14 protein-coding genes are annotated in these 19,859 nt (G+C 69.9%); 13 read left to right on the top strand and 1 reads right to left on the bottom strand.

All coding sequences use genetic code 11. From position 1 onward, the window contains the following. The first annotated feature begins 12 nt into the window (after positions 1-12). From purB to SLW56_RS07450, 8 genes are all read left to right on the top strand, one after another. On the top strand, positions 13-1,380 hold the full coding sequence (gene purB / locus SLW56_RS07485; protein ID WP_320694597.1) for an adenylosuccinate lyase: 1,368 nt from the start codon (positions 13-15) through the stop codon (positions 1,378-1,380). A 239-nt stretch (positions 1,381-1,619) separates the two neighbouring features. Continuing rightward, a complete protein-coding gene (locus tag SLW56_RS07480; protein WP_267092396.1) occupies positions 1,620-2,222 on the top strand; it encodes a DUF3060 domain-containing protein in 603 nt (200 codons plus the stop codon). Between the two features lie 287 nt (positions 2,223-2,509). After that, a complete protein-coding gene (locus tag SLW56_RS07475) occupies positions 2,510-3,751 on the top strand; it encodes a cupin domain-containing protein (protein ID WP_150410498.1) in 1,242 nt (413 codons plus the stop codon). Positions 3,752-3,758: 7 nt separating this feature from the next. Further along, positions 3,759-4,655, top strand: coding sequence for a GNAT family N-acetyltransferase (locus tag SLW56_RS07470; RefSeq protein ID WP_267092397.1), 897 nt, complete (start codon positions 3,759-3,761; stop codon positions 4,653-4,655). Positions 4,656-4,840: 185 nt separating this feature from the next. Next, complete coding sequence (locus SLW56_RS07465; protein WP_043092181.1) at positions 4,841-7,666, top strand: 2-oxoglutarate dehydrogenase E1 component; 2,826 nt, start codon at positions 4,841-4,843, stop codon at positions 7,664-7,666. A 48-nt stretch (positions 7,667-7,714) separates the two neighbouring features. After that, on the top strand, positions 7,715-8,929 hold the full coding sequence (gene sucB / locus SLW56_RS07460) for a dihydrolipoyllysine-residue succinyltransferase (RefSeq protein WP_017909176.1): 1,215 nt from the start codon (positions 7,715-7,717) through the stop codon (positions 8,927-8,929). Positions 8,930-9,078: 149 nt separating this feature from the next. After that, positions 9,079-10,530, top strand: a complete 1,452-nt coding sequence (lpdA, locus tag SLW56_RS07455) for a dihydrolipoyl dehydrogenase (protein ID WP_148829753.1) — start codon at positions 9,079-9,081, stop codon at positions 10,528-10,530. A gap of 145 nt (positions 10,531-10,675) precedes the next feature. Further along, positions 10,676-11,269, top strand: a complete 594-nt coding sequence (locus SLW56_RS07450) for a TIGR00730 family Rossman fold protein (RefSeq protein ID WP_017913415.1) — start codon at positions 10,676-10,678, stop codon at positions 11,267-11,269. 716 nt (positions 11,270-11,985) lie between these two features. Here SLW56_RS07450 and SLW56_RS07445 read toward each other — a convergent pair. Then, a complete protein-coding gene (locus SLW56_RS07445) occupies positions 11,986-14,871 on the bottom strand; it encodes an EAL domain-containing protein (RefSeq protein ID WP_320694596.1) in 2,886 nt (961 codons plus the stop codon). 219 nt (positions 14,872-15,090) lie between these two features. On the opposite strand from SLW56_RS07445, the gene SLW56_RS07440 reads away from it, so the two are divergent. From SLW56_RS07440 to SLW56_RS07420, 5 genes are all read left to right on the top strand, one after another. Continuing rightward, positions 15,091-15,645 (top strand): RNA polymerase sigma factor, encoded by a 555-nt coding sequence (locus SLW56_RS07440; protein ID WP_017915811.1) that lies wholly within the window; start codon positions 15,091-15,093, stop codon positions 15,643-15,645. After that, positions 15,642-16,796 carry a hypothetical protein gene (locus SLW56_RS07435; RefSeq protein ID WP_320694595.1) on the top strand — a complete coding sequence of 385 codons (1,155 nt, stop codon included), beginning with the start codon at positions 15,642-15,644 and terminating at the stop codon, positions 16,794-16,796. Before SLW56_RS07440 ends, SLW56_RS07435 begins: the two co-directional genes overlap by 4 nt. Before the next feature lie 61 nt (positions 16,797-16,857). Further along, on the top strand, positions 16,858-17,451 hold the full coding sequence (locus SLW56_RS07430; RefSeq protein WP_017908536.1) for a YigZ family protein: 594 nt from the start codon (positions 16,858-16,860) through the stop codon (positions 17,449-17,451). Next, complete coding sequence (locus tag SLW56_RS07425) at positions 17,448-19,214, top strand: ABC transporter transmembrane domain-containing protein (RefSeq protein ID WP_320694594.1); 1,767 nt, start codon at positions 17,448-17,450, stop codon at positions 19,212-19,214. The genes SLW56_RS07430 and SLW56_RS07425 overlap by 4 nt, the downstream gene beginning before the upstream one ends. Before the next feature lie 118 nt (positions 19,215-19,332). Next, positions 19,333-19,545, top strand: coding sequence for a hypothetical protein (locus SLW56_RS07420; protein WP_017917721.1), 213 nt, complete (start codon positions 19,333-19,335; stop codon positions 19,543-19,545). Positions 19,546-19,859: the final 314 nt, after the last annotated feature.

Here is a 19,859-nt window from a genome sequence, read left to right as displayed (position 1 = left end):
CACGCCCCCGCCATGTCCGATTCCGCCCTGCTCGCCCTGTCCCCGCTCGATGGCCGCTATGCCGGCAAGGTCGACGCCCTGCGGCCGATCTTCTCCGAATACGGCCTGATCAGGGCGCGGGTGAAGGTGGAGATCGAATGGCTGCTGGCGCTGGGCGCCGAGCCGGCTATCGGCGAACTGGCCGCGTTCTCGCCGGCGGCGGCGCAGCGCCTGCGCGCGCTGGCCGAGGGCTTCGGCGTGGAGCACGCGGCGCGGGTCAAGCAGATCGAGCGCACCACCAACCACGACGTCAAGGCGGTGGAGTACTTCATCAAGGAGCAGCTCAAGGACGACGCCGAACTCGGCCCGGCCCTGGAGTTCGTGCATTTCGCCTGCACCAGCGAGGACATCAACAACCTCAGCTACGGGCTGATGCTGGAGCAGGCCCGACGCGAGGTGCTGCTGCCGACCCTGGACGCGGTGACCGCCACGCTGCGCGCGCTGGCCCATGCGCAGGCCGCGCAGCCGATGCTGTCGCGCACCCACGGCCAGACCGCCTCGCCGACCACCCTCGGCAAGGAGATCGCCAACGTCGTCGCGCGCCTCGAGCGCCAGCGCCGGCAGATCGCCGCGGTCGAGCTGACCGGCAAGATCAATGGCGCGGTCGGCAACTACAACGCCCATGTCGCCAGCTACCCGGACGTCGACTGGCCGGGCTTCGCGCAGCGCTTCGTGGAAAGCCTGGGCCTGGTGTTCAACCCGTACACCACCCAGATCGAGCCGCACGACAACGTCGCCGAATTGGGCGACGCCACCCGCCGCGCCAACACCGTGCTGATCGACCTGGCGCGCGACATCTGGGGCTACATCTCGCTGGGCTACTTCAAGCAGAAGCTCAAGGAAGGCGAAGTCGGCTCCTCGACCATGCCGCACAAGGTCAACCCGATCGACTTCGAGAACGCCGAAGGCAACTTCGGCATCGCCAACGCCCTGTTCGAGCACTTCTCGGCCAAGCTGCCGATCAGCCGCTGGCAGCGCGACCTCACCGACTCCACCGTGCTGCGCGCGCTCGGCACCGCCTTCGGCCATACCCAGGTGGCGCTGGACTCGCTGGCCAAGGGCCTGGGCAAGCTGACCGTGAACCCGGAGCGCCTGGACGCCGACCTGGATGCCGCCTGGGAAGTGCTGGCCGAAGCAGTGCAGACGGTGATGCGCCGCCACGGCCTGCCCAACCCCTACGAGCAGCTCAAGGCGCTGACCCGCGGCCAGGGCATCACCGCCGAATCGATGCGCGCCTTCGTCGAGACCCTGGACCTGCCCGAGGACGCCAAGCAGCGCCTGCGCGAGCTGACCCCGGGCGGCTACGTCGGCCTGGCCGAACGGCTGGCGCGCGGCGTCTAGGGCGCGTCACCCATTCCCGAGTATGCCGCGTTGGGTCTGGCAGGCGCGCTGCCGGCGTTGCGTGGCGCAGCGCCTGACTGGCCGTCAGGTCAAGCCGCGCGGCGCCGGCAGCGCGCCTGCCAGGCCCAACCCGAAGGGCCACGGCGCGGCATGCTCGGGGATTGATGGCACGCCCTAGTCCCGTCCATCCTGGGTTAATCGGCCGGGGGCATGCTGGTGGCTCACAGCAGAGCCCCGCGATGAGACCCACCCCGTTGTTTGTGTTGCCGCTGCTGGTCCTGGCCGGCTGCGCGCAGGCGCCACGCCCGCCGGCCGGCGATGGCGCACACACTGCCGCCCCGCGCACCGTGGTCATGCAGGCCGCGCCGCCGATCGCGGCGGCGCCGTCGGCCGGCGACATCGCCGATGGCGACGAGCGCGATGCCGAGGCGCCGATCCGCATGGCCGCCTCGGCCAGCGGCGACATCGATTGCGACGGTCGCGACCTGAACATCGTCGGCCGCGACGCCACCCTGGTGCTGCACGGCCACTGCGCCACCGTCAGCCTGTTCGGCCGCAACGGCAACCTGCAGATCGAGCGGGCCGACACCCTGCGCGTGCTCGGCGACAACGCCCAGATCGCGATGCGTGGCGATGCCGAGCAGGTCGCCTTGTTCGGCCGCCATGGCCGGCTGCAAATGGCGCGCATCGCGACACTGGACGTGTCCGGCGACCAGAACCAGTTGCAGGCCAGCGAGATCGACACCATCGCCCTGCAGGGCAACGGCAATGCCATCGTCCAGCGCAGCGGCAGCGCCCAGGTCGACGACAGCGGCCGCGACAACCGCATCCTCGTCCAATAGCGCGAGCGGCGCTGCGCCCCCACTGCCCTGGCCTACCCCCGGGGCGTCGCCGTCATCGCCCAGTCCGGATGCGCCTGGCGCCGCCCCTGGCCTGCGCGCACGGGGTCACCCACGTTGCGCGGTCACGACACACCGTCAGGGCCTCCGCGCGGCCGTCCATCCGCGCACAGCGGCGCACACGAAGACCAGCGCGATGGCCCCACGCGCCAAACCGGCGGACAATGGCGGGGTCGGCCGGCGCCGCTGCGCCTGCCCTTTACCTTCCGCGTCGCAAGGACCCACCGCACATGGCTGCCCGCAAGACCGCCGCTCCCGCCTTCGAACTCCACGCCCGCCCCGGGCAACCGCTGGGCATGCCCGCCGCGACCTTCCTGCGCGACTACTGGCACAAGCGCCCGCTGCTGATCCGCAACGCCTTCCCCAACTTCGTCTCGCCGATCGAGCCCGGCGACCTGGCCGGCCTGGCCTGCGAAGAGGCGGCGCTGTCGCGGCTGGTCGAGCACGATCGCGCCAACGACCGCTGGCGCGTGCGCAGCGGCCCGTTCCAGGAGCACGAATTCCCGGGCATGCCCGACCACGACTGGACCCTGCTGGTGCAGGACGTGGACAAGTGGGACCCGGACATCCGCGCCCTGCTCGAGCAGTTCCGCTTCCTGCCGCGCTGGCGGGTGGACGACGTGATGGTCAGCTTCGCCGCGCGCGGCGGCTCGGTCGGCGCGCACGTGGACCACTACGACGTGTTCCTGCTGCAGGCCCACGGCCACCGCCGCTGGCAGATCGACGCCAGCGTCGCGCTGGGCCGCCCCGCGCCGCCGACCGACTTCCGCGACGACGTGGAGCTGAAGCTGCTGCGCCAGTTCGACCCGACCCACGACTGGGTGCTGGGGCCGGGCGACATGCTGTACCTGCCGCCCTTGGTGCCGCACCACGGCGTCGCCGAGGACGCCTGCCTGACCTTCTCGGTGGGCATGCGCGCACCGTCCTCGGCCGAGCTGATCGCCGACTACCTGGACACCCTGATCGACGGCGCCGACGAGGCATTGCGCTACCACGACGAAGACCTGCAGGCGCCGGCCGATCCCTACGAGATCGATGCGGCGGCGATGGGCCGCGTGGTCGAGGCGCTGAACGCGCTGCGCATGAACGACCCGGACAAGCTGGGCGCCTGGTTCGGCCGCTTCATCACCACCTACCGCGCCGCCGGCGACATCCTGCCGCCGGCCGGCCTGCCGCCGGCGGAAGAGATCGCCGCCGCGCTGGAACAGGGCCTGGTTCTGCAGCGGCATCCCTGGGCGCGGCCGGCGTGGCGGCGTGCCAGCCGCGGCGCCATGCTGTTCTGCAGCGGCCAGGAGTTCGCGCTGCCGGTCAAGGACGCCAAACGCCTGGCCGCGGCCGAACACATCGACGGCACCGACTACGCGGCGCTGTCGGCAGCCGGCAGGCAGACCTTGCTGGAGCTGATCGAAGGCGGCTTCTACCAGCCGCTGGAGGCCGAGGACGCCACCGACGAGGACGCCGACGCGGCCTGATCCGACCATGCCCGGCCCCGGTTTCCGCATCGCTGCGCTGGATCCCGTCCGCGACGGCGCCGAACTGCGCGCGCTGCGTGCCGCGGCCGGCACCGCCGTGGACCTGGCCGACGCCGCGGCCGCGCTGGACGCGCTGGGCGACCATCTGGTCGCGCGCAGCGACGACGGCCAGGCAGTGGGCGCGGCCCGGCTCGGCGCGGACCGGCGGATCGCCGCGCTGGCGGTGCTGCCGGACTGGCGCGGGCGCGGCGTCGGCGGCGCGCTGCTGCGCGGCCTGATCGAGACAGCGCAGCGCCGGCACTGGCCGCAGTTGGAACTGCAGGTGCCGGCCGCGGCACTGGCGTTCTGCGCCCGCCACGGCTTCCTGCCGCCCCCGGGCGGCGTGGCCGCCACCGCGGAGGCCGTGCCGCTGCGCCGCCGCTTCGACGGCGCCGTGGCGGTGGAGGACGCGGCGATGGCGATCGCCGCCAGCATCGCGGTACTGGCGCAGGCCCGCCGCCAGGTGCTGATCCACAGCCGCATGCTGGATCCCGGCCTGCTCGACGATGCCCGCGTGGTGGAACAGGTGCGGCGCTTCGCGGTCGCCGCGCATGCCAAGCAGGTGCGCGTGCTGCTGCACGACGCGGCCGCGCCGCAGCGAGCCGGCGCCCCCTTGCTGGCGCTGGCACAGCGCCTGCCCAGCGTGTTCGAGTTCCGCGAAGTCAGCGATCCGGTGGACCGCAGCGACGCCACCGCCTACCTGGTCAACGACGGCGGCGGCTACTACTTCCGTGGACTCGGTCACCGTTACGACGGCGAGACCGACCTGCTCGGTGGCGGCCGCGCACGCCAGTTGCGCGCCACCTTCGACCGGGTCTGGGAGCGTGCGCGCCCATGCAGCGAACTGCGCGCCCTGGGCTGGTAAGGGGGCCGGACCGGCGCCGCCGCGCGCGCCACGGATGAACCGGGATCGGCCTTGACCACGCCGAATGCACACCCCGGCTGGTTCATGGGGGTATAATTTTTGCGCTTGATTACGCCCGCGCGGCCCTCGCGTCCGCCGGTTCCTGCCGCAAGCCATCCCAAACAAAGCGACCGCACCCCACCATCGTGGACAATCTACTCAAGCAGTTTGCGCAGTCATCGCAACTCGCCGGCGGCAATGCCGCCTATATCGAAGACCTGTACGAGCAGTATCTGGTCTCTCCCGACAGCATCGATCCCAAGTGGAAAACCTACTTCGACGGCTTCCAGGGCCGCGATGCCGGTGACGTCCCCCACTCGGCGGTCATCGCCCACATCGCCAGCGCCGCGCGCCAGGCCGCCAACAGCGGCACCGGCCCGAGCGGCGACGAGCGCGAGCGCCATGTCGGCCGCCTGATCACCGCCTACCGGTCGCGCGGCCACCTCGGCGCGCGCCTGGATCCGCTGGGCCTGACCCCGCCGGTGAACCCGCCGGATCTGGGCCTGCCGTTCCACAGCCTGTCGGAAAGCGATCTGGGCAGCGAGTTCAGCACCGGCGGCCTCGGCGGCCAGCCGCGGATGAAACTGCGCGACCTGCTGGCGCGGCTGAAGGCGACCTACACCGGGTCGATCGGCAGCGAGTTCATGCACATCTCCGAGTTCGAACAGCGCCAGTGGATCTACCAGCGCCTGGAGAACGCGGGCGGCAACATCGCCGGCGACACCGCCAGCCGCCGCCGCACCCTGGAGCGGATCACCGCCGCCGAGGGCCTGGAGCGCTACCTGCACACCAAGTACGTCGGCCAGAAGCGCTTCTCGCTGGAAGGCGGCGACTCGCTGATCCCGATGATGGACGTGCTGGTGCAGCGCGCCGGCAGCGACACGGTCAAGGACATCGTGGTCGGCATGGCCCACCGCGGCCGCCTCAACGTGCTGGTCAACACCCTGGGCAAGAACCCGCGCAAGCTGTTCGACGAGTTCGAAGGCAAGTTCGAGCACGCCCACGACGACCGCGCCCACACCGGCGACGTGAAGTACCACATGGGCTTCTCCGCCGACGTGGCGGTGGCCGACGGCAAGTCGGTGCACCTGGCGCTGGCGTTCAACCCCTCACATCTGGAAATCGTCGACCCCGTGGTGGTCGGCAGCGTGCGGTCGCGCCAGGAGCGCTACGGCGACGCCGCGCGCAAGTCGGTGCTGCCGGTGATCATCCACGGCGACGCCGCGTTCGCCGGCCAGGGCGTGGTCATGGAGCTGTTCCAGATGTCGCAGGCGCGCGGCTTCGCGGTCGGCGGCACCGTGCACATCGTGGTCAACAACCAGATCGGCTTCACCACCAGCGCCCGCGACGACGCCCGTTCCACGCTGTACTGCACCGACGTGGCCAAGATGATCGGCGCGCCGGTGTTCCATGTGAACGGCGACGATCCGGACGCGGTGGCGTTCGTGGCCAACCTGGCCTACGACTTCCGCCAGCAGTTCAACAAGGACGTGGTCATCGACCTGGTCTGCTACCGCCGCTGGGGCCACAACGAGGCCGACGAGCCGGCGGCCACCCAGCCGGTGATGTACCAGACCATCCGCAAGCACAAGACCACCCGCGAACTGTACGCCGCCCAGCTGGAAAGCGAAGGCGTGCTGCAGGCCGGCGAGGCGCAGGCGCTGGTCGACGGCTACCGCAACAAGCTCGACTCGGGCGAATACACCACCGAGCTGGCGACCCGCAAGCCCGACGAATTCGCCATCGACTGGTCCAAGTACCTGTCGGGCAAGCTGGCGGACAAGGTCGACACCACGGTCAAGCGCAAGACCCTGGATCAGCTGGCCAAGATCATCACCACCATCCCGGGCGGCGTCGAGCTGCACCCGCGCGTGGCCAAGATCTACGAGGACCGGGTGAAGATGGCCGCCGGCGAACTGCCGGGCGACTGGGGCTTCGCCGAGAACCTGGCCTACGCCACCCTGCTGGGCGAAGGCCACAAGCTGCGCCTGGTCGGCCAGGACGCGGGCCGCGGCACGTTCTTCCACCGTCACGCGATCCTGCACGACCAGAAGACCGACAGCTACTACCTGCCGCTGCGGCAGTTGGTGGAGAACCCGGAAGACGCCACCGTGATCGACTCGCTGCTCAGCGAGGAGGCGGTGATGGGCTTCGAGTACGGCTACTCCACCACCGATCCCAACGCGCTGTGCATCTGGGAAGCGCAGTTCGGCGACTTCGCCAACGGCGCGCAGGTGGTGATAGACCAGTTCATCGCCGCCGGCGAAGCCAAGTGGGGCCGCATCTCGGGCCTGTCGCTGTTCCTGCCGCACGGCTACGAAGGCCAGGGCCCGGAGCACAGCTCCGCACGCCTGGAGCGCTTCCTGCAGCTGTGCGCGCTGGAGAACATGCTGGTCTGCGTGCCGACCACCCCGGCGCAGGCCTTCCACATGATCCGCCGGCAGATGCGCATGTCCACGCGCAAGCCGCTGGTGGTGATGACGCCCAAGTCGCTGCTGCGCCACAAGCTGGCGGTGTCGACGCTGGAGGAACTGGCCGACGGCGAGTTCCAGCACCTGATCCCGGACGCCAAGGCAGACCCGAAGAAGGTCAAGCGCGTGGTCGCGTGCTCCGGCAAGGTCTACTACGACCTGCTCGAGGACCAGACCAAGCGCGGCCAGGACGACGTCGCCATCCTGCGCGTGGAGCAGCTGTATCCGTTCCCGCGCGAGCTGCTGTCGGCCGAGCTGAAGCGCTACGGCAATGCCACCGACCTGGTCTGGTGCCAGGAAGAGCCGCAGAACCAGGGCGCCTGGTACCAGATCAAGCACCACCTGCAGGCCTGCCTGGCCGACGGACAGAGCCTGCACTACGCCGGCCGCGCCCGCTCGCCGTCTCCCGCGGCCGGCCACTTCGCCGAGCACGTGGAAGAACAACTGAAGCTGGTCGCCGATGCGCTGTTGAATCCGTTCAACGACCAAGTCGCTGAATAAACACCCTTTCACACTTCAAATAAAGACACCACTAGGACGCCCCCTGCAATGGCCACCGAAGTCAAAGTTCCGGTACTGCCCGAATCCGTATCCGATGCCACCATCGCCAGCTGGCACAAGAAGGCCGGCGAGGCGGTCAAGCGCGACGAGAACCTGGTGGACCTGGAGACCGACAAGGTCGTGCTGGAAGTGCCCTCGCCCGTCGACGGCGTGCTGAAGGAGATCAAGTTCGAGACCGGCGCCACCGTGACCAGCTCGCAGATTCTGGCGATCATCGAGGAAGGCGCGACCGCCGCTGCGGCGCCGGCCGAGGCCAAGGTCGCCGAGGCCCCGAAGGCCGAAGCGCCCAAGGCCGCCGCCGCGGAAGCGCCGAAGGCCGCCAAGGCCGACGCGCCGAAGGCCGCCGGTGATGTGTCCAGCCTGCCGCCGGGCGCACGCTTCAGCGCCATCACCGAAGGCGTGGATCCGTCGCAGGTCGAAGGCACCGGCCGCCGCGGCGCGGTGACCAAGGAAGACATCCTCAACTACGCCAAGAACGGCGGCGCCGGCAAGGCCAGCGGTGCGCGTCCGGAAGAGCGCGTGCCGATGACCCGCGTGCGCAAGCGCATCGCCGAGCGCCTGATGCAGTCGAAGAACTCGACCGCGATGCTGACCACCTTCAACGAGGTCAACCTGGCCAAGGTCTCGGCGGCACGCAAGGAACTGCAGGACGAGTTCCAGAAGGCCCACGGCATCAAGCTCGGCTTCATGAGCTTCTTCGTCAAGGCCGCGGCCAACGCGCTGCAGCGCTTCCCGCTGGTCAACGCCTCGATCGACGGCGACGACATCATCTATCACGGCTACAGCGACATCTCCATCGCCGTGTCCACCGACAAGGGCCTGGTCACCCCGGTGCTGCGCAACGTCGAGCGGCAGTCCTTCGCCGACATCGAGCAGGGCATCGCCGACTACGCCAAGAAGGCGCGCGACGGCAAGCTGAGCCTGGAAGAACTGCAGGGCGGCACCTTCACCGTGACCAACGGCGGCACCTTCGGCTCGCTGCTGTCGACCCCGATCATCAACCCGCCGCAGAGCGCGATCCTGGGCATGCACGCGATCAAGGAGCGTCCGATCGCCGAGAACGGCCAGGTCGTGATCGCGCCGATGATGTACCTGGCGCTGTCCTACGACCACCGCATCATCGACGGCAAGGACTCGGTGCAGTTCCTGGTCGACATCAAGAACCAACTGGAAAACCCGGGCCGGATGCTGTTCGGTCTGTAAGCGCCGGGAATCGGGAATGGAGAGTGGGGAATGGGACAAGCGCCCATTTCCCTGCCCTGTTCCCGCCTGGACCTGGAAGGGAGGCGGCAGGCGCCTGCGCTTTTGCGATTCCCCATTCCCTATTCCCCATTCCCGTGTGAGCGAATGAAATGAGCGAACAATACGACGTCGTCGTCATCGGTGCCGGTCCCGCCGGCTATCACGCGGCCATCCGTGCCGCCCAGTTGGGCCTGAAGACCGCGTGCATCGACGCGGCGCTGGGCAAGGACGGCAAGCCGGCGCTCGGAGGCACCTGCCTGCGCGTGGGCTGCATTCCGTCCAAGGCGCTGCTGGATTCCTCGCGCCAGTTCTGGAACATGGGCCACCTGTTCGGCGAGCACGGCATCAGCTTCAAGGATGCCAAGATCGACGTCGCGGCGATGGTCGGGCGCAAGGACAAGATCGTCAAGCAGTTCACCGGCGGCATCGCGATGCTGTTCAAGGCGAACAAGATCACCCCGTACTACGGCTTCGGCGAGCTCCAAGCAAACGCGGGGCAGCCGGGCAACGTGGTCAAGGTCAAGCAGCACGACGGCAGCGAAGTCGAGCTGAAGGGCACAAACGTGATCCTGGCCGCCGGCTCGGATTCGATCGAACTGCCGTTCGCCAAGTTCGACGGCGAGACCATCGTCGACAACGTCGGTGCGCTGGACTTCACCGAAGTGCCCAAGCGCCTGGCGGTGATCGGCGCCGGCGTGATCGGCCTGGAACTGGGCAGCGTGTGGAAGCGCCTGGGCGCCGAGGTCACCATCCTCGAAGCGCTGCCGGACTTCCTGGCCCTGGCCGATGCCGAAGTGGCCAAGACCGCCTTGAAGGAATTCAAGAAGCAGGGCCTGGACATCAAGCTCGGCGCCAAGGTCTCCAAGACCGAAGTCACCGGCAAGGGCAAGAAGCAGGAAGTGGTCGTCACCTATAGCGACAGCGAAGGCGAGAAGACCCTCAACGTGGACAAGCTGCTGGTGGCCGTCGGCCGCCGCGCCGCCACCAAGGGCCTGCTGGCCGACGGTACCGGCGTCAAGGTCAACGAGCGCGGCCAGATCGAGGTCGATGCGCACTGCCATACCGGCGTCGACGGCGTGTGGGCGATCGGCGACTGCGTGCGCGGGCCGATGCTCGCGCACAAGGGTTTCGAGGAAGGCATCGCGGTCGCCGAACTGATCGCCGGCCTGCCCGGCCACGTCAACTTCGACACCATTCCGTGGGTCATCTACACCGAGCCGGAAATCGCCTGGGTCGGCAAGACCGAGCAGCAGCTCAAGGCCGAAGGCGTGCCGTACAAGGCCGGCAGCTTCCCGTTCGCCGCGATCGGCCGTGCGGTGGCGATGGGCGAGCCCGCGGGCTTCGTCAAGGTCATCGCCCACGCCGAGACCGACCGCGTCCTGGGCATGCACCTGGTCGGCGTCGGCGTCTCCGAACTGGTCCACGAAGGCGTGCTGACCATGGAGTTCAACGGCTCGGCCGACGACCTGGCGCGCATCTGCCACGCCCACCCCACCCTGTCCGAAGCGATCCACGACGCGGCCATGGCGGTGAGCAAGCGGGCGATTCATAAGGCCAATTGAGGCCGGGAAACGGGAATGGAGAATCGGGAATGGCAAGCGCATTCCCGGCACTGCATTCCCACTGCATAACGCCGGGCCCGAGTCCGGCGTTATGCGTTTCGGCTTTTGATTTTCCCTATTCCCCATTCCCGACTCCCCATTCCCGATGAAAAGCATCTGCGTCTACTGCGGCTCCAACGCCGGCAACAAGCCCGCCTATGTCGAACGTGCCACCGCGCTGGGCACACGCATCGCCGAACAGGGACTGCGCCTGGTCTATGGCGGCGGCAATGTCGGCCTGATGGGCACCGTGGCCAATGCGGTGCTCGCCGCCGGCGGCGAGGTCACCGGCGTGATCCCCAAGCAACTGGCGGACTGGGAAGTGGCGCACCGCGGCCTCACCGAGCTGGAGATCGTCGGCTCGATGCACGAGCGCAAGTCGCGCATGTTCGACCTGTCCGATGCCTTCGTCGCCCTGCCCGGCGGCTTCGGCACCATGGAAGAAATCTTCGAGATGCTGACCTGGCGCCAGCTCGGCATCGGCAACAAGCCCTGTGCCTTCCTCGACGTGGAAGGGTTCTACGCGCCGCTGATCGGCATGATCGATCGCATGGTCGAGGAGCGCTTCCTGCACCCGGACCAGCGCGCCGACCTGTGGTACGGCAGCGACATCGACACGATGCTGGGCTGGATGCGGGAGTACACGCCGGCGCAGGCGTCGAAGTGGATTGACGAGAAGCGCCGTAACGCGCTGCGCTGAGAGCATCTCTGATCGGCGGTAAGCATCTGGCGCGTGGCGACGCGTTACAGATTCCGGCGCCTCACTGCTTCCATGGCGCGGATTGATGAAAAGCGACGCAACGCGCTGCGCTAGGAGCGTCTGAGGGGCGGCGGGATCAATGCGCGTGGCGACGCGCTACCGACTCCGGCGCCTCACCGCCACTGCGGCGCGGATCGACGAGAAGCGTCGAAACGCACTGCGTTGAGAGCATCCGATCGGCGGTTAGCGCCTCGCGCGTGGCGACGCGTTACAAATTCCGGCGCCTCACTGCTTGCATGGCGCGGATTGATGAAAAGCGCCGCAACGCGTTGCGCTGAGACGCCGAAAGCGGCAACGTCATGACGCGTGGCGACGCGTCATGAATTCCGGCGCACGATTGTTCCTGCGGCGCGGATCGACAAAAAGCGGCGCAACGCGTTGCGCCAGGCGCATCCGATCCACGGCAAGCGCTTGGCGCGTGGCGAACCGTTTAGGCCGCCGCCTATACCGACAGGACGTGTCCTGCAGGAGCGGCTTCAGCCGCGACGGGCGTGCTCGATAAAACCCATCGCGGCTGAAGCCGCTCCTACGCGGCAACCTGCCATGACGGCATCTTCAGTCGCTCCAGCATCGGAGGCGCGAATCGAACAAACGCGCCGCAACGCGTCGCGCTGCGAGCAACGGGCGCATGGCGCCGCGCTCCGCACCCGATCGCCTCAAAGCAGCTGCGGCGCGGCGGCCGGGCGCCCGAGCAGATAGCCCTGCCCGTAGTCGCAACCCAGCTCGCGCAATGTCGCCAGTTGCTGCTCGGTCTCGATGCCCTCGCCCACGGTCTCGATCCCCAGGGTGCTGGCCAGGGCAAGGATGCCGCGTACCAGCGCGTGGCTGCCGGTGCTGCCCTCGTCCTGCAGGCCGGCGACGAAGCTCTGGTCGATCTTCAGCACCGAGATCGGGAAGCGGTGCAGGTAGGACAGCGCCGAGAAGCCGGTACCGAAGTCGTCCAGTTGCGCCAGCACGCCGCGCTCGCGCAGCGCCTGCAGGATGGTCAGGGTGCGCGGTGCGTCGTCGAGCAGCGCCACCTCGGTGATCTCCACGCGCAGGCGGCGCGGATCGGCGCCGGCGGTGTCGATCAGCCCGAACAGCCGCTCGGTGAAATCCGGCGAGCGGAAATGCCGCGGCGAGACGTTGACCGAGACGTAGCCGCCCTCGCTCTGCGCCAGGCGCCGGATCACCTGCGCGTACAGCAGCCAGTCCACCTGCTCGATCAGGCCGCTCTCCTCGCCCAGGTCGATGAACTGGCTCGGCACCAGCAGCCCGCGGCTTTCGTGGCGCCAGCGCAGCAGCGCTTCGTGGCCGATCACCTCGCCGTCGCGCAGGCGCACGATCGGCTGGTAGAACGGCTCGAAGTCGCGGTTGTTGATCGCCCGACGCAGGTCCGCCTCCAGATCGAGGCTGCGCAGCGCCGCCTCGCGCATGGCCTCGTCGAACACCACGCAGCGGTCCTGCGTCTGCGCCTTGGCCCGGTACATGGCCGCGTCGGCGTCGCGCAGCATCTCCTCGCCGTTGTGGTAGCGCGGATGCCAGGCGGCGATGCCCAGGCTGCCGGACGGGAACAATTCGCGGCCGGCCACCCACATCGGCTGGCCGAGCACGTGCAGCAGGCGCCGCGCCAGCTCGCGCGCGCCGTCCAGGCCGTGCTCGCACGGCGTCAGCACCGCGAATTCGTCGCCGCCCAGGCGCGCCACCACGTCCTGGCCGCGGATCGTGGAGACGATGCGCTTGGCGACCTGCACCAGCATCTCGTCGCCGGCGGCGTGGCCGATGCTGTCGTTGACCAGCTTGAACCGGTCCAGATCCAGGAACAGCACGGCGAAGGTCCTGCCGCCGCCGCGGGCACGGGAGATCGCCTCGCTGAGCCGGTCCAGCAGATGCGATCGGTTCGGCAATCCGGTCAGCGCATCGTGCAGCGCCTGGTGGGTCAGGCGCTGCTCGGCACGCCAGCGTTCGGCGATCTGCGCCAGCAATTGCTCGTTGACCTCGGCCAGTTCGCGGGTGCGCTCGTCCACGCGCTGCTCCAGCTCCGCGTGCGCCAGCCGCAGCCGTTCCTGCGCGCGTTGCCGCGCCAGCCCGCTGCCGACGTTGTGCGCAACGAAGGTCAGCAGGCGCTGGTCGTGCTCGGTGAACCGCACCTTGGCGATGTAGCTCTGCACCACGATCGCGCCGATCACCTCGCCTTCGTCGAACAGCGGCACGCCCAGCCAGCTGTAGGGGCGCTGGCCGTATTCCTGTACCTCGCCCTGCGCCAGCAAGGCGTCGATATCGGGAAGTTCGAGCAGTTGCGGACGCCGCACCCGCATCACGTACTCGGTCAGTCCGCGGCCGCGGCGCCGTTGCGGCCGGTAGGGGGTGAACTCGTCCACCGAGTAGACGAACTCCAGCATCGTGTCGTCGTCGGACAGCAGCGCGATGTACAGGTTGCGCGCGTCGATCAGCCCGCCGACGATGGCGTGCACCTCGGTGTAGAACTGCTGCAGGCTCTCCGAGCGGATCGCCAGCTCGGCGATGCGGAACAGCGCCAGTTGCAGCGTCTCGGCGCGCTTGCGCTCCTGGATCTCGTCCTGCAGGTCGCGGTTGGCGCGCTGCAGTTCCTGGGTCCGCAGGTGCACCCGCCGCTCCAGTTGCACCTGCGCATGGCGCCGGTCCATCGCAGTCTGCACGTGTTGCGCCACGTAGGCCAGCAGCGCGCGGTCGGCGTCGGTGTAGCGCAGCGAGTAGTCGTAGTTCTGCACCACGATCGCGCCGCACACCCGGCCCTCGCGCAGCATCGGCACGCCCAGCCAGTCGCGGCTCTCCGGGCCGTGTTCGGCGTTGTAGCCCACCTGCAGGCGTTCGCGCACCTGCTCCGAGGGCCCACGCACCGCGCGGCCGTGGCGCAGCAGTCCCACGGTGAGGCTGTGCGGCATGTCGCGCAGGAAGTAGGTCTGCTCCGGATCGGCGACGAAGTCGTCGTGGCGGTCGGAGAAGTACAGAAAGCGCATGCTCTGCTGATCTTCGTCGTATTCGACGATGTAGCAGTTCTCCGCGTACATCAGCGATTCCAGCACCGCATGCACGCGCTGCAGCATCTGGCTCATTTCCAGATCGGCGCCGGCCAGATCGGCGATCTCGTACAGCGCCTGCTGCAGCTGCTTGGATTTCTCCAGGCCCTCGATGCGCGCGCGCATGCGCTCGGTGTCGAGCAGGTTGAGGCCGAAGGCGACCGCGGCCTCGCACCAGGCGGCGCGGTACGCTTCGTCCAGCGGCTGTGTCACCTGCGCACCGATGACCACGCAGGCCCCCTCGGCGGTGCGATGTACGTGCAGCACCGTCGTTGTCGTCGACGGTGGCAACTCGGTGGCGGCCAGCGTCTGCGCGACCAGCGCCTGCAGCCACTCCGGCGCCTCCGCGCTGGCGCCGTGGAGGCGCCCGACCACGCCGTCGCCGCAGCCGACCACCACGGCGCTGCCGGGCGGCAGCAACCCGCACAAGGCCTGCGCCGTGCGGGCGGGCGCATGGCCGCCGGAAGCGTCTTCGCGGGCGGTGGCGGACGAATTGAACAGCATCGACAACGATTCTCCTGCAGGGCCCCCCGGAACCGCTCCACGCTCGCCCTTCACCACCAGCATACCCGTTGCATGCACCGATCGATGCCCGATCGACCCCGAAGTGCCGCGATACGCGTTTGTCTACCCATGTTGTCCGAATGTCCGCCATCGACGCCCTCTCCCGGGCCCCCGCCTCCCGACTATGCGGCGGACCGGCGAACGCTTAGGCTTGCCGCCGTGGACGCCCCGGTCGACGCGAGCGACGAAGCCCTGATGCTGGCCTATGCCGCCGGCGACGCACGCGCGTTCGAGACTCTGTACCTGCGCCATCGCGGCCGCCTGTACCAATACCTGCTGCGGCAGCTGCGCGACCGGGCGCTGGCCGAAGAACTGTTCCAGGACGTGTGGCAGCGGGTGATCGCCGCACGCCTGGACTGGCAGCCGCAGGCCGCGTTCACCACCTGGCTGCTGCGCATCGCCCACAATCGGCTTGGCGACCATTGGCGCGCGGCCAAGCACCGCCCGCCGGCGCCGGCCGACGCCGACCTGCGCACCGCGCGCGTGCAGGACCCCGACACCCCGGAGCGGCAGTTGTCCGCCTTCGAACAACGGCGCCAGTTGCAACTGGCGCTGGATGCGCTTCCCGAGGAGCAACGCGACGTGCTGCTGCTGCGCCTGGAGCAGGAATTGAGCCTGGACGAGATCGGGCAGATCACCGGCGTCGGCCGCGAGACGGTCAAGTCGCGGCTGCGCTATGCGATGGACAAACTGCGTGCGAGGTTGGGCGGATGAGCGCCGACGAACCGCTGACCCCGGAAGAGCGCGCGCTCGCCGAACGCCTGCGCCTGGGCCGGCAGGCATTGCCGCCGCCGGCGCTGGATGCGGCGATCCTGGCTGCCGCGCGCGCGGCGGCCGCACCGGGAGCCGCCGAGGTCCCGGAGTATCCCAGCAGCGCCGCGGAGCGCGCGCGGGCGCAAGCCACCGCGGCGATGCCAGCGTCCGCACCCGCCTCCATCGCGACCGCCGACCCGGCCGGGCCAGGCCCGGCGCCCGCATCGCGTGCCGCCCCGCCGGCGTCGCGGCCACGCTGGCCGACCTGGCTGGGCCTGGCGGCCTCGCTGGTGCTGGTGGCCGGCATCGCCTGGCGCGCACGCCCGCCGGTGCCCTCGGCGCCGATGCCGTCGGCAGCGCCTGCTCCGGCAGCGACGCCCGCCACCGACGCCGCTTCTGCGCCAGCCGCATCGCCGGCACCGCCCTCCGCGGAACCGGCGCCGGATGCCACCGCGCCGGCGGCCCCCAAGGCCACAGCGCCCGCCCCTGTGGCCTCGGCGCGCAGGGAAGCGGAAGCACCTGCCGCGCCACTGCCGGAGGCGCAGGCGCGCAAGCCGGTGCCCGCGAAGAGCCTGGCCCCTCCCGCGTCACCGGCGATGGTGGCGCCAGTTGCACCGCCGGCCCCGGCACCACCGCCACCGGCGATCGCAGCGGATAACAGCGAGCCGGCTGCCGCACCGGCCGCCGAACAGCAAGCCGCCCCCGCCGCCATGGCCTTGCGCGCACCGGCGCGCGCGGCAACGACGCAGGACACCTGGGCACGCAGCGCGCCCACCGACGACGCCCGCCAGGCCAAGCTGGCGGCCGCCCCGCGCGCGCAGGCGGCAGCGACCGGGTCCTCGGAGGCGCTGTCGCTGCAACCTTCGACGTCGTCTGCCGCGCCCACTGCCGCATCGGCGCAGCCACGGTCCTCCGCTGGTGTCTTGGCGGCCGCAGTGGAAGTGGCCGTGGAGGCCGACGCACAATTGCCCCCGCGGCGCTGGCTGCAACGGATCCGCGAGCGCCGCGACGGCGGCGAACTGGACGTCGCCCGCGCCAGCCTGCTGCGCTTCCAGCGCACCCACCCGCACCGCACGGTGCCTGCAGACCTGCGCCCGCTGCTGCAGGACTGAGCCGCGCGCTGCCGGCGCCTGCGCCGCAGGCCGGCAGCGCACCTCGTCTACAATGCCGCCGATGCCCGATACGCTCCCGCACCCCGTCAGCCACAGCGTGGAGATCAAGCACAGCCGCTTCATTGCCCACGCCGCGCCGATCGCCGACGCCGGCGCAGCGCTGGCGTTCGTGCAGCAGGTGATGGTGGCCGACGCCACCCACAATTGCTGGGCCTACCGCCACGGCGACGAATACCGTTCCAGCGACGACGGCGAGCCCGCCGGCACCGCCGGCCGGCCGATCCTGGCGGCGATCGACGGCCAGGGCTTCGACCGCGTGGTGGTGGTGGTCACGCGCTGGTACGGCGGCATCAAGCTCGGCGCCGGTGGCCTGGTCCGCGCCTATGGCGGCAGCGCGGCCGAATGCCTGCGCCTGGCGCCGCGGCAACCGTTGCTGGCCTTGAGCCTGCTCACCCTGCACTGCGGCTTCGACGACCTGGGCGCGGTGCATGCCGCGCTGAGCGCCTGCGCCGCGGAAAAACTCGATGAACGCTTCGACGCCGGCGGCGCCGAACTGCGCCTGCGCCTGCCCCGCGATCGCGTCGACGCCTTGAAAACCCGCCTGCGCGACGCCACTCGCAATCGGGTCCGCTGTTCGGAACCCGCCCCCGCATGAACACCCCGTCGGCCGACCAGGCCAAGTCGCTGCGCAGACTCGGCAGCCTGCGCACCCTGTGGCCGTTCGTGCGTCGCCGGCGCGGCCTGCTGATCGCCTGGCTGGTGGCGCTGGCGATCTCGTCCAGCGCCACGCTGAGCCTTCCGGTCGCGGTCCGGCAGATGATCGATCATGGCTTCGAGGACGTCGGCCTCATCAACCAGTCGTTCGCCCTGTTGTTCGCGGTCTCGGTGGTGCTGGCGGTGGCCACCGCCACGCGCTTCTACTTCGTGTCGCTGCTCGGCGAAAAGGTGGTCGCCGACCTGCGCGAACGCCTGTACACGCACCTGATCGGCCTGCATGCCGGGTTCCACGACCGCAACCGCAGCGGCGAACTGGTCTCGCGCCTGTCGGCCGACAGCGAACTGCTGCGCGGGGTCATCGGCAGCACCATGTCGGTGGCGCTGCGCAGCACGGTCACCGCGGTCGGCAGCGTGGTGATGCTGTGCGTGACCAGCCCGCACCTGGCCGCCTACACCCTGCTCGGCATCCCGCTGGCGGTGCTGCCGATCGTGCTCGGCGCGCGGCGCCTGCAGAAGATCTCGCGCGCCAGCCAGGATCGCGTCGCCGACGCCAACACCCTCGCTGCCGAGACCCTGGGCGCGGTGCGCACGGTGCAGGCCTACGCGCGCGAAGGCTACGAACGCGGCCGCTTCGGCGAAGCGCTGGCGCAGACCGTGGCGGTGGCGCGGCGCCGGGTCCGCGCGCAGGCGCTGATCACCGCCGCGGCCATCGTGTTGATCTTCGGCGCCATCGTGCTGGTGCTGTGGTTGGGCGCGCACGAGGTCGCCGCCCACGAACTCAGTGCGGGCGCGCTCGGCCAGTTTTTGCTGTATGCGATGTTCGGCGGCGGTTCGGTGGCCTCGCTGGCCGAAGTCTGGAACGACCTGCAGCGCGCGGCCGGCGGCATGGGCCGCATCGCCGAATTGTTCCAGGAACGTCCCGAGATCGTCGCCCCGACCCAACCACGTGCGCTGCCGCAGCCGCTGCGCGGCGAGGTGCGCTTCGACAACGTCAGCTTCCGCTACCCGCAGCGCCCCGATCACCCGGCGCTGGACGGCTTCGATCTGCACGTGCGGCCCGGCGAGAGCGTGGCCCTGGTCGGCCCCTCCGGCGCCGGCAAGAGCACGGTGCTGGCGCTGCTGATGCGCTTCCACGATCCGCAATCGGGCAGCGTGCAGGTGGACGGCCTGGATCTGCGCACGCTGGACCCGTCGCAACTGCGCGCGGCGATCGGACTGGTGCCGCAGCACCAGACCCTGTTCGCCGCCAGCGCCGCCGACAACATCCGCTACGGCCGGCTCGAGGCCAGCGAGGCGGAGGTCGAGGCCGCCGCGCGCGCGGCCGAAGCCGACGCGTTCCTGCGGCAATTGCCCGACGGCTATGCCAGCGAACTGGGCGAACGCGGTGCGCGCCTGTCCGGCGGCCAGCAGCAGCGCATCGCCATCGCCCGCGCCCTGCTCAAGGACGCGCCGATCCTGTTGCTGGACGAGGCCACCAGCGCCCTGGACGCGCAGAGCGAACACGCCGTGCAGCACGCGCTGGAGCGGCTGATGGCCGGGCGCACCACCCTGGTGATCGCACACCGCCTGGCCACCGTGCTGAAGGCCGACCGCATCGTGGTGATGGACCACGGCCGCATCGTCGCCCAGGGCACCCATGCGGAGCTGCTGGCGCAGGACGGGCTGTACGCCGAACTCGCTCGCCTGCAGTTCATCGACTGAGCACGCCGCGCTAACGGCGGCGGGACTACGGTCGGGCCGCGTCTGCGCTGCGGCCGCGCGCCCGCGGCCGCCGCTCCGGCGTCCCGCATTCGATGCAGCGTTCGACAGGAGGCTTCCGATGTCCTTTCGCCAATTGCCCGCCCTCGGTCCCGACGGCGAGGCCTATCTGATCACCGAGTTCCAGGACGATGCGCCGCGCCAGCAGCAGACGCAGCACGATCCGCACGCCGACAGCGGACTGCGCTACGAACTGGCCGACGGCCGCAAGCTGATCCGCCGCGGCCAGCAGTTCGTCACCACCGGCGGCGAGTTGACCCTGACCGCGGTCTAGCGTCGCCACCACGCTGTGCCGCCATGCCCTGTCATCGCCACTGGCGTTCGGGGTGCTGGCGGCACGCTGGTGAATTTTTCACCACACGGCTTGACAGGCTTGCGCCGCAAGGCGCGCCGAGGGTTATCCACATGTTTGCGCAGTGACCATCCACATGCGCTGTGGATGAATCTGGAGGTGGGCGTCGTGCGTCCATGTGTTCTGGAGCGCAGCTGAAGCCGCGACGAGCGAAGCGGTGCGCGTTCCGATCGCGCACCGCGTCGGGACTGAAGTCCCTCCTCCCACAGTGCCCCAGCCAACTCGCCGCAAGTTCC

The organism is Xanthomonas sp. LF07-6, assembly GCF_034105445.1.
Classification (GTDB): Bacteria; Pseudomonadota; Gammaproteobacteria; order Xanthomonadales; family Xanthomonadaceae; genus Xanthomonas_A; species Xanthomonas_A sontii.
The sequence above is the reverse complement of the archived record's forward strand: the minus strand, read 5'-3'. Positions and strand labels throughout refer to the sequence as shown.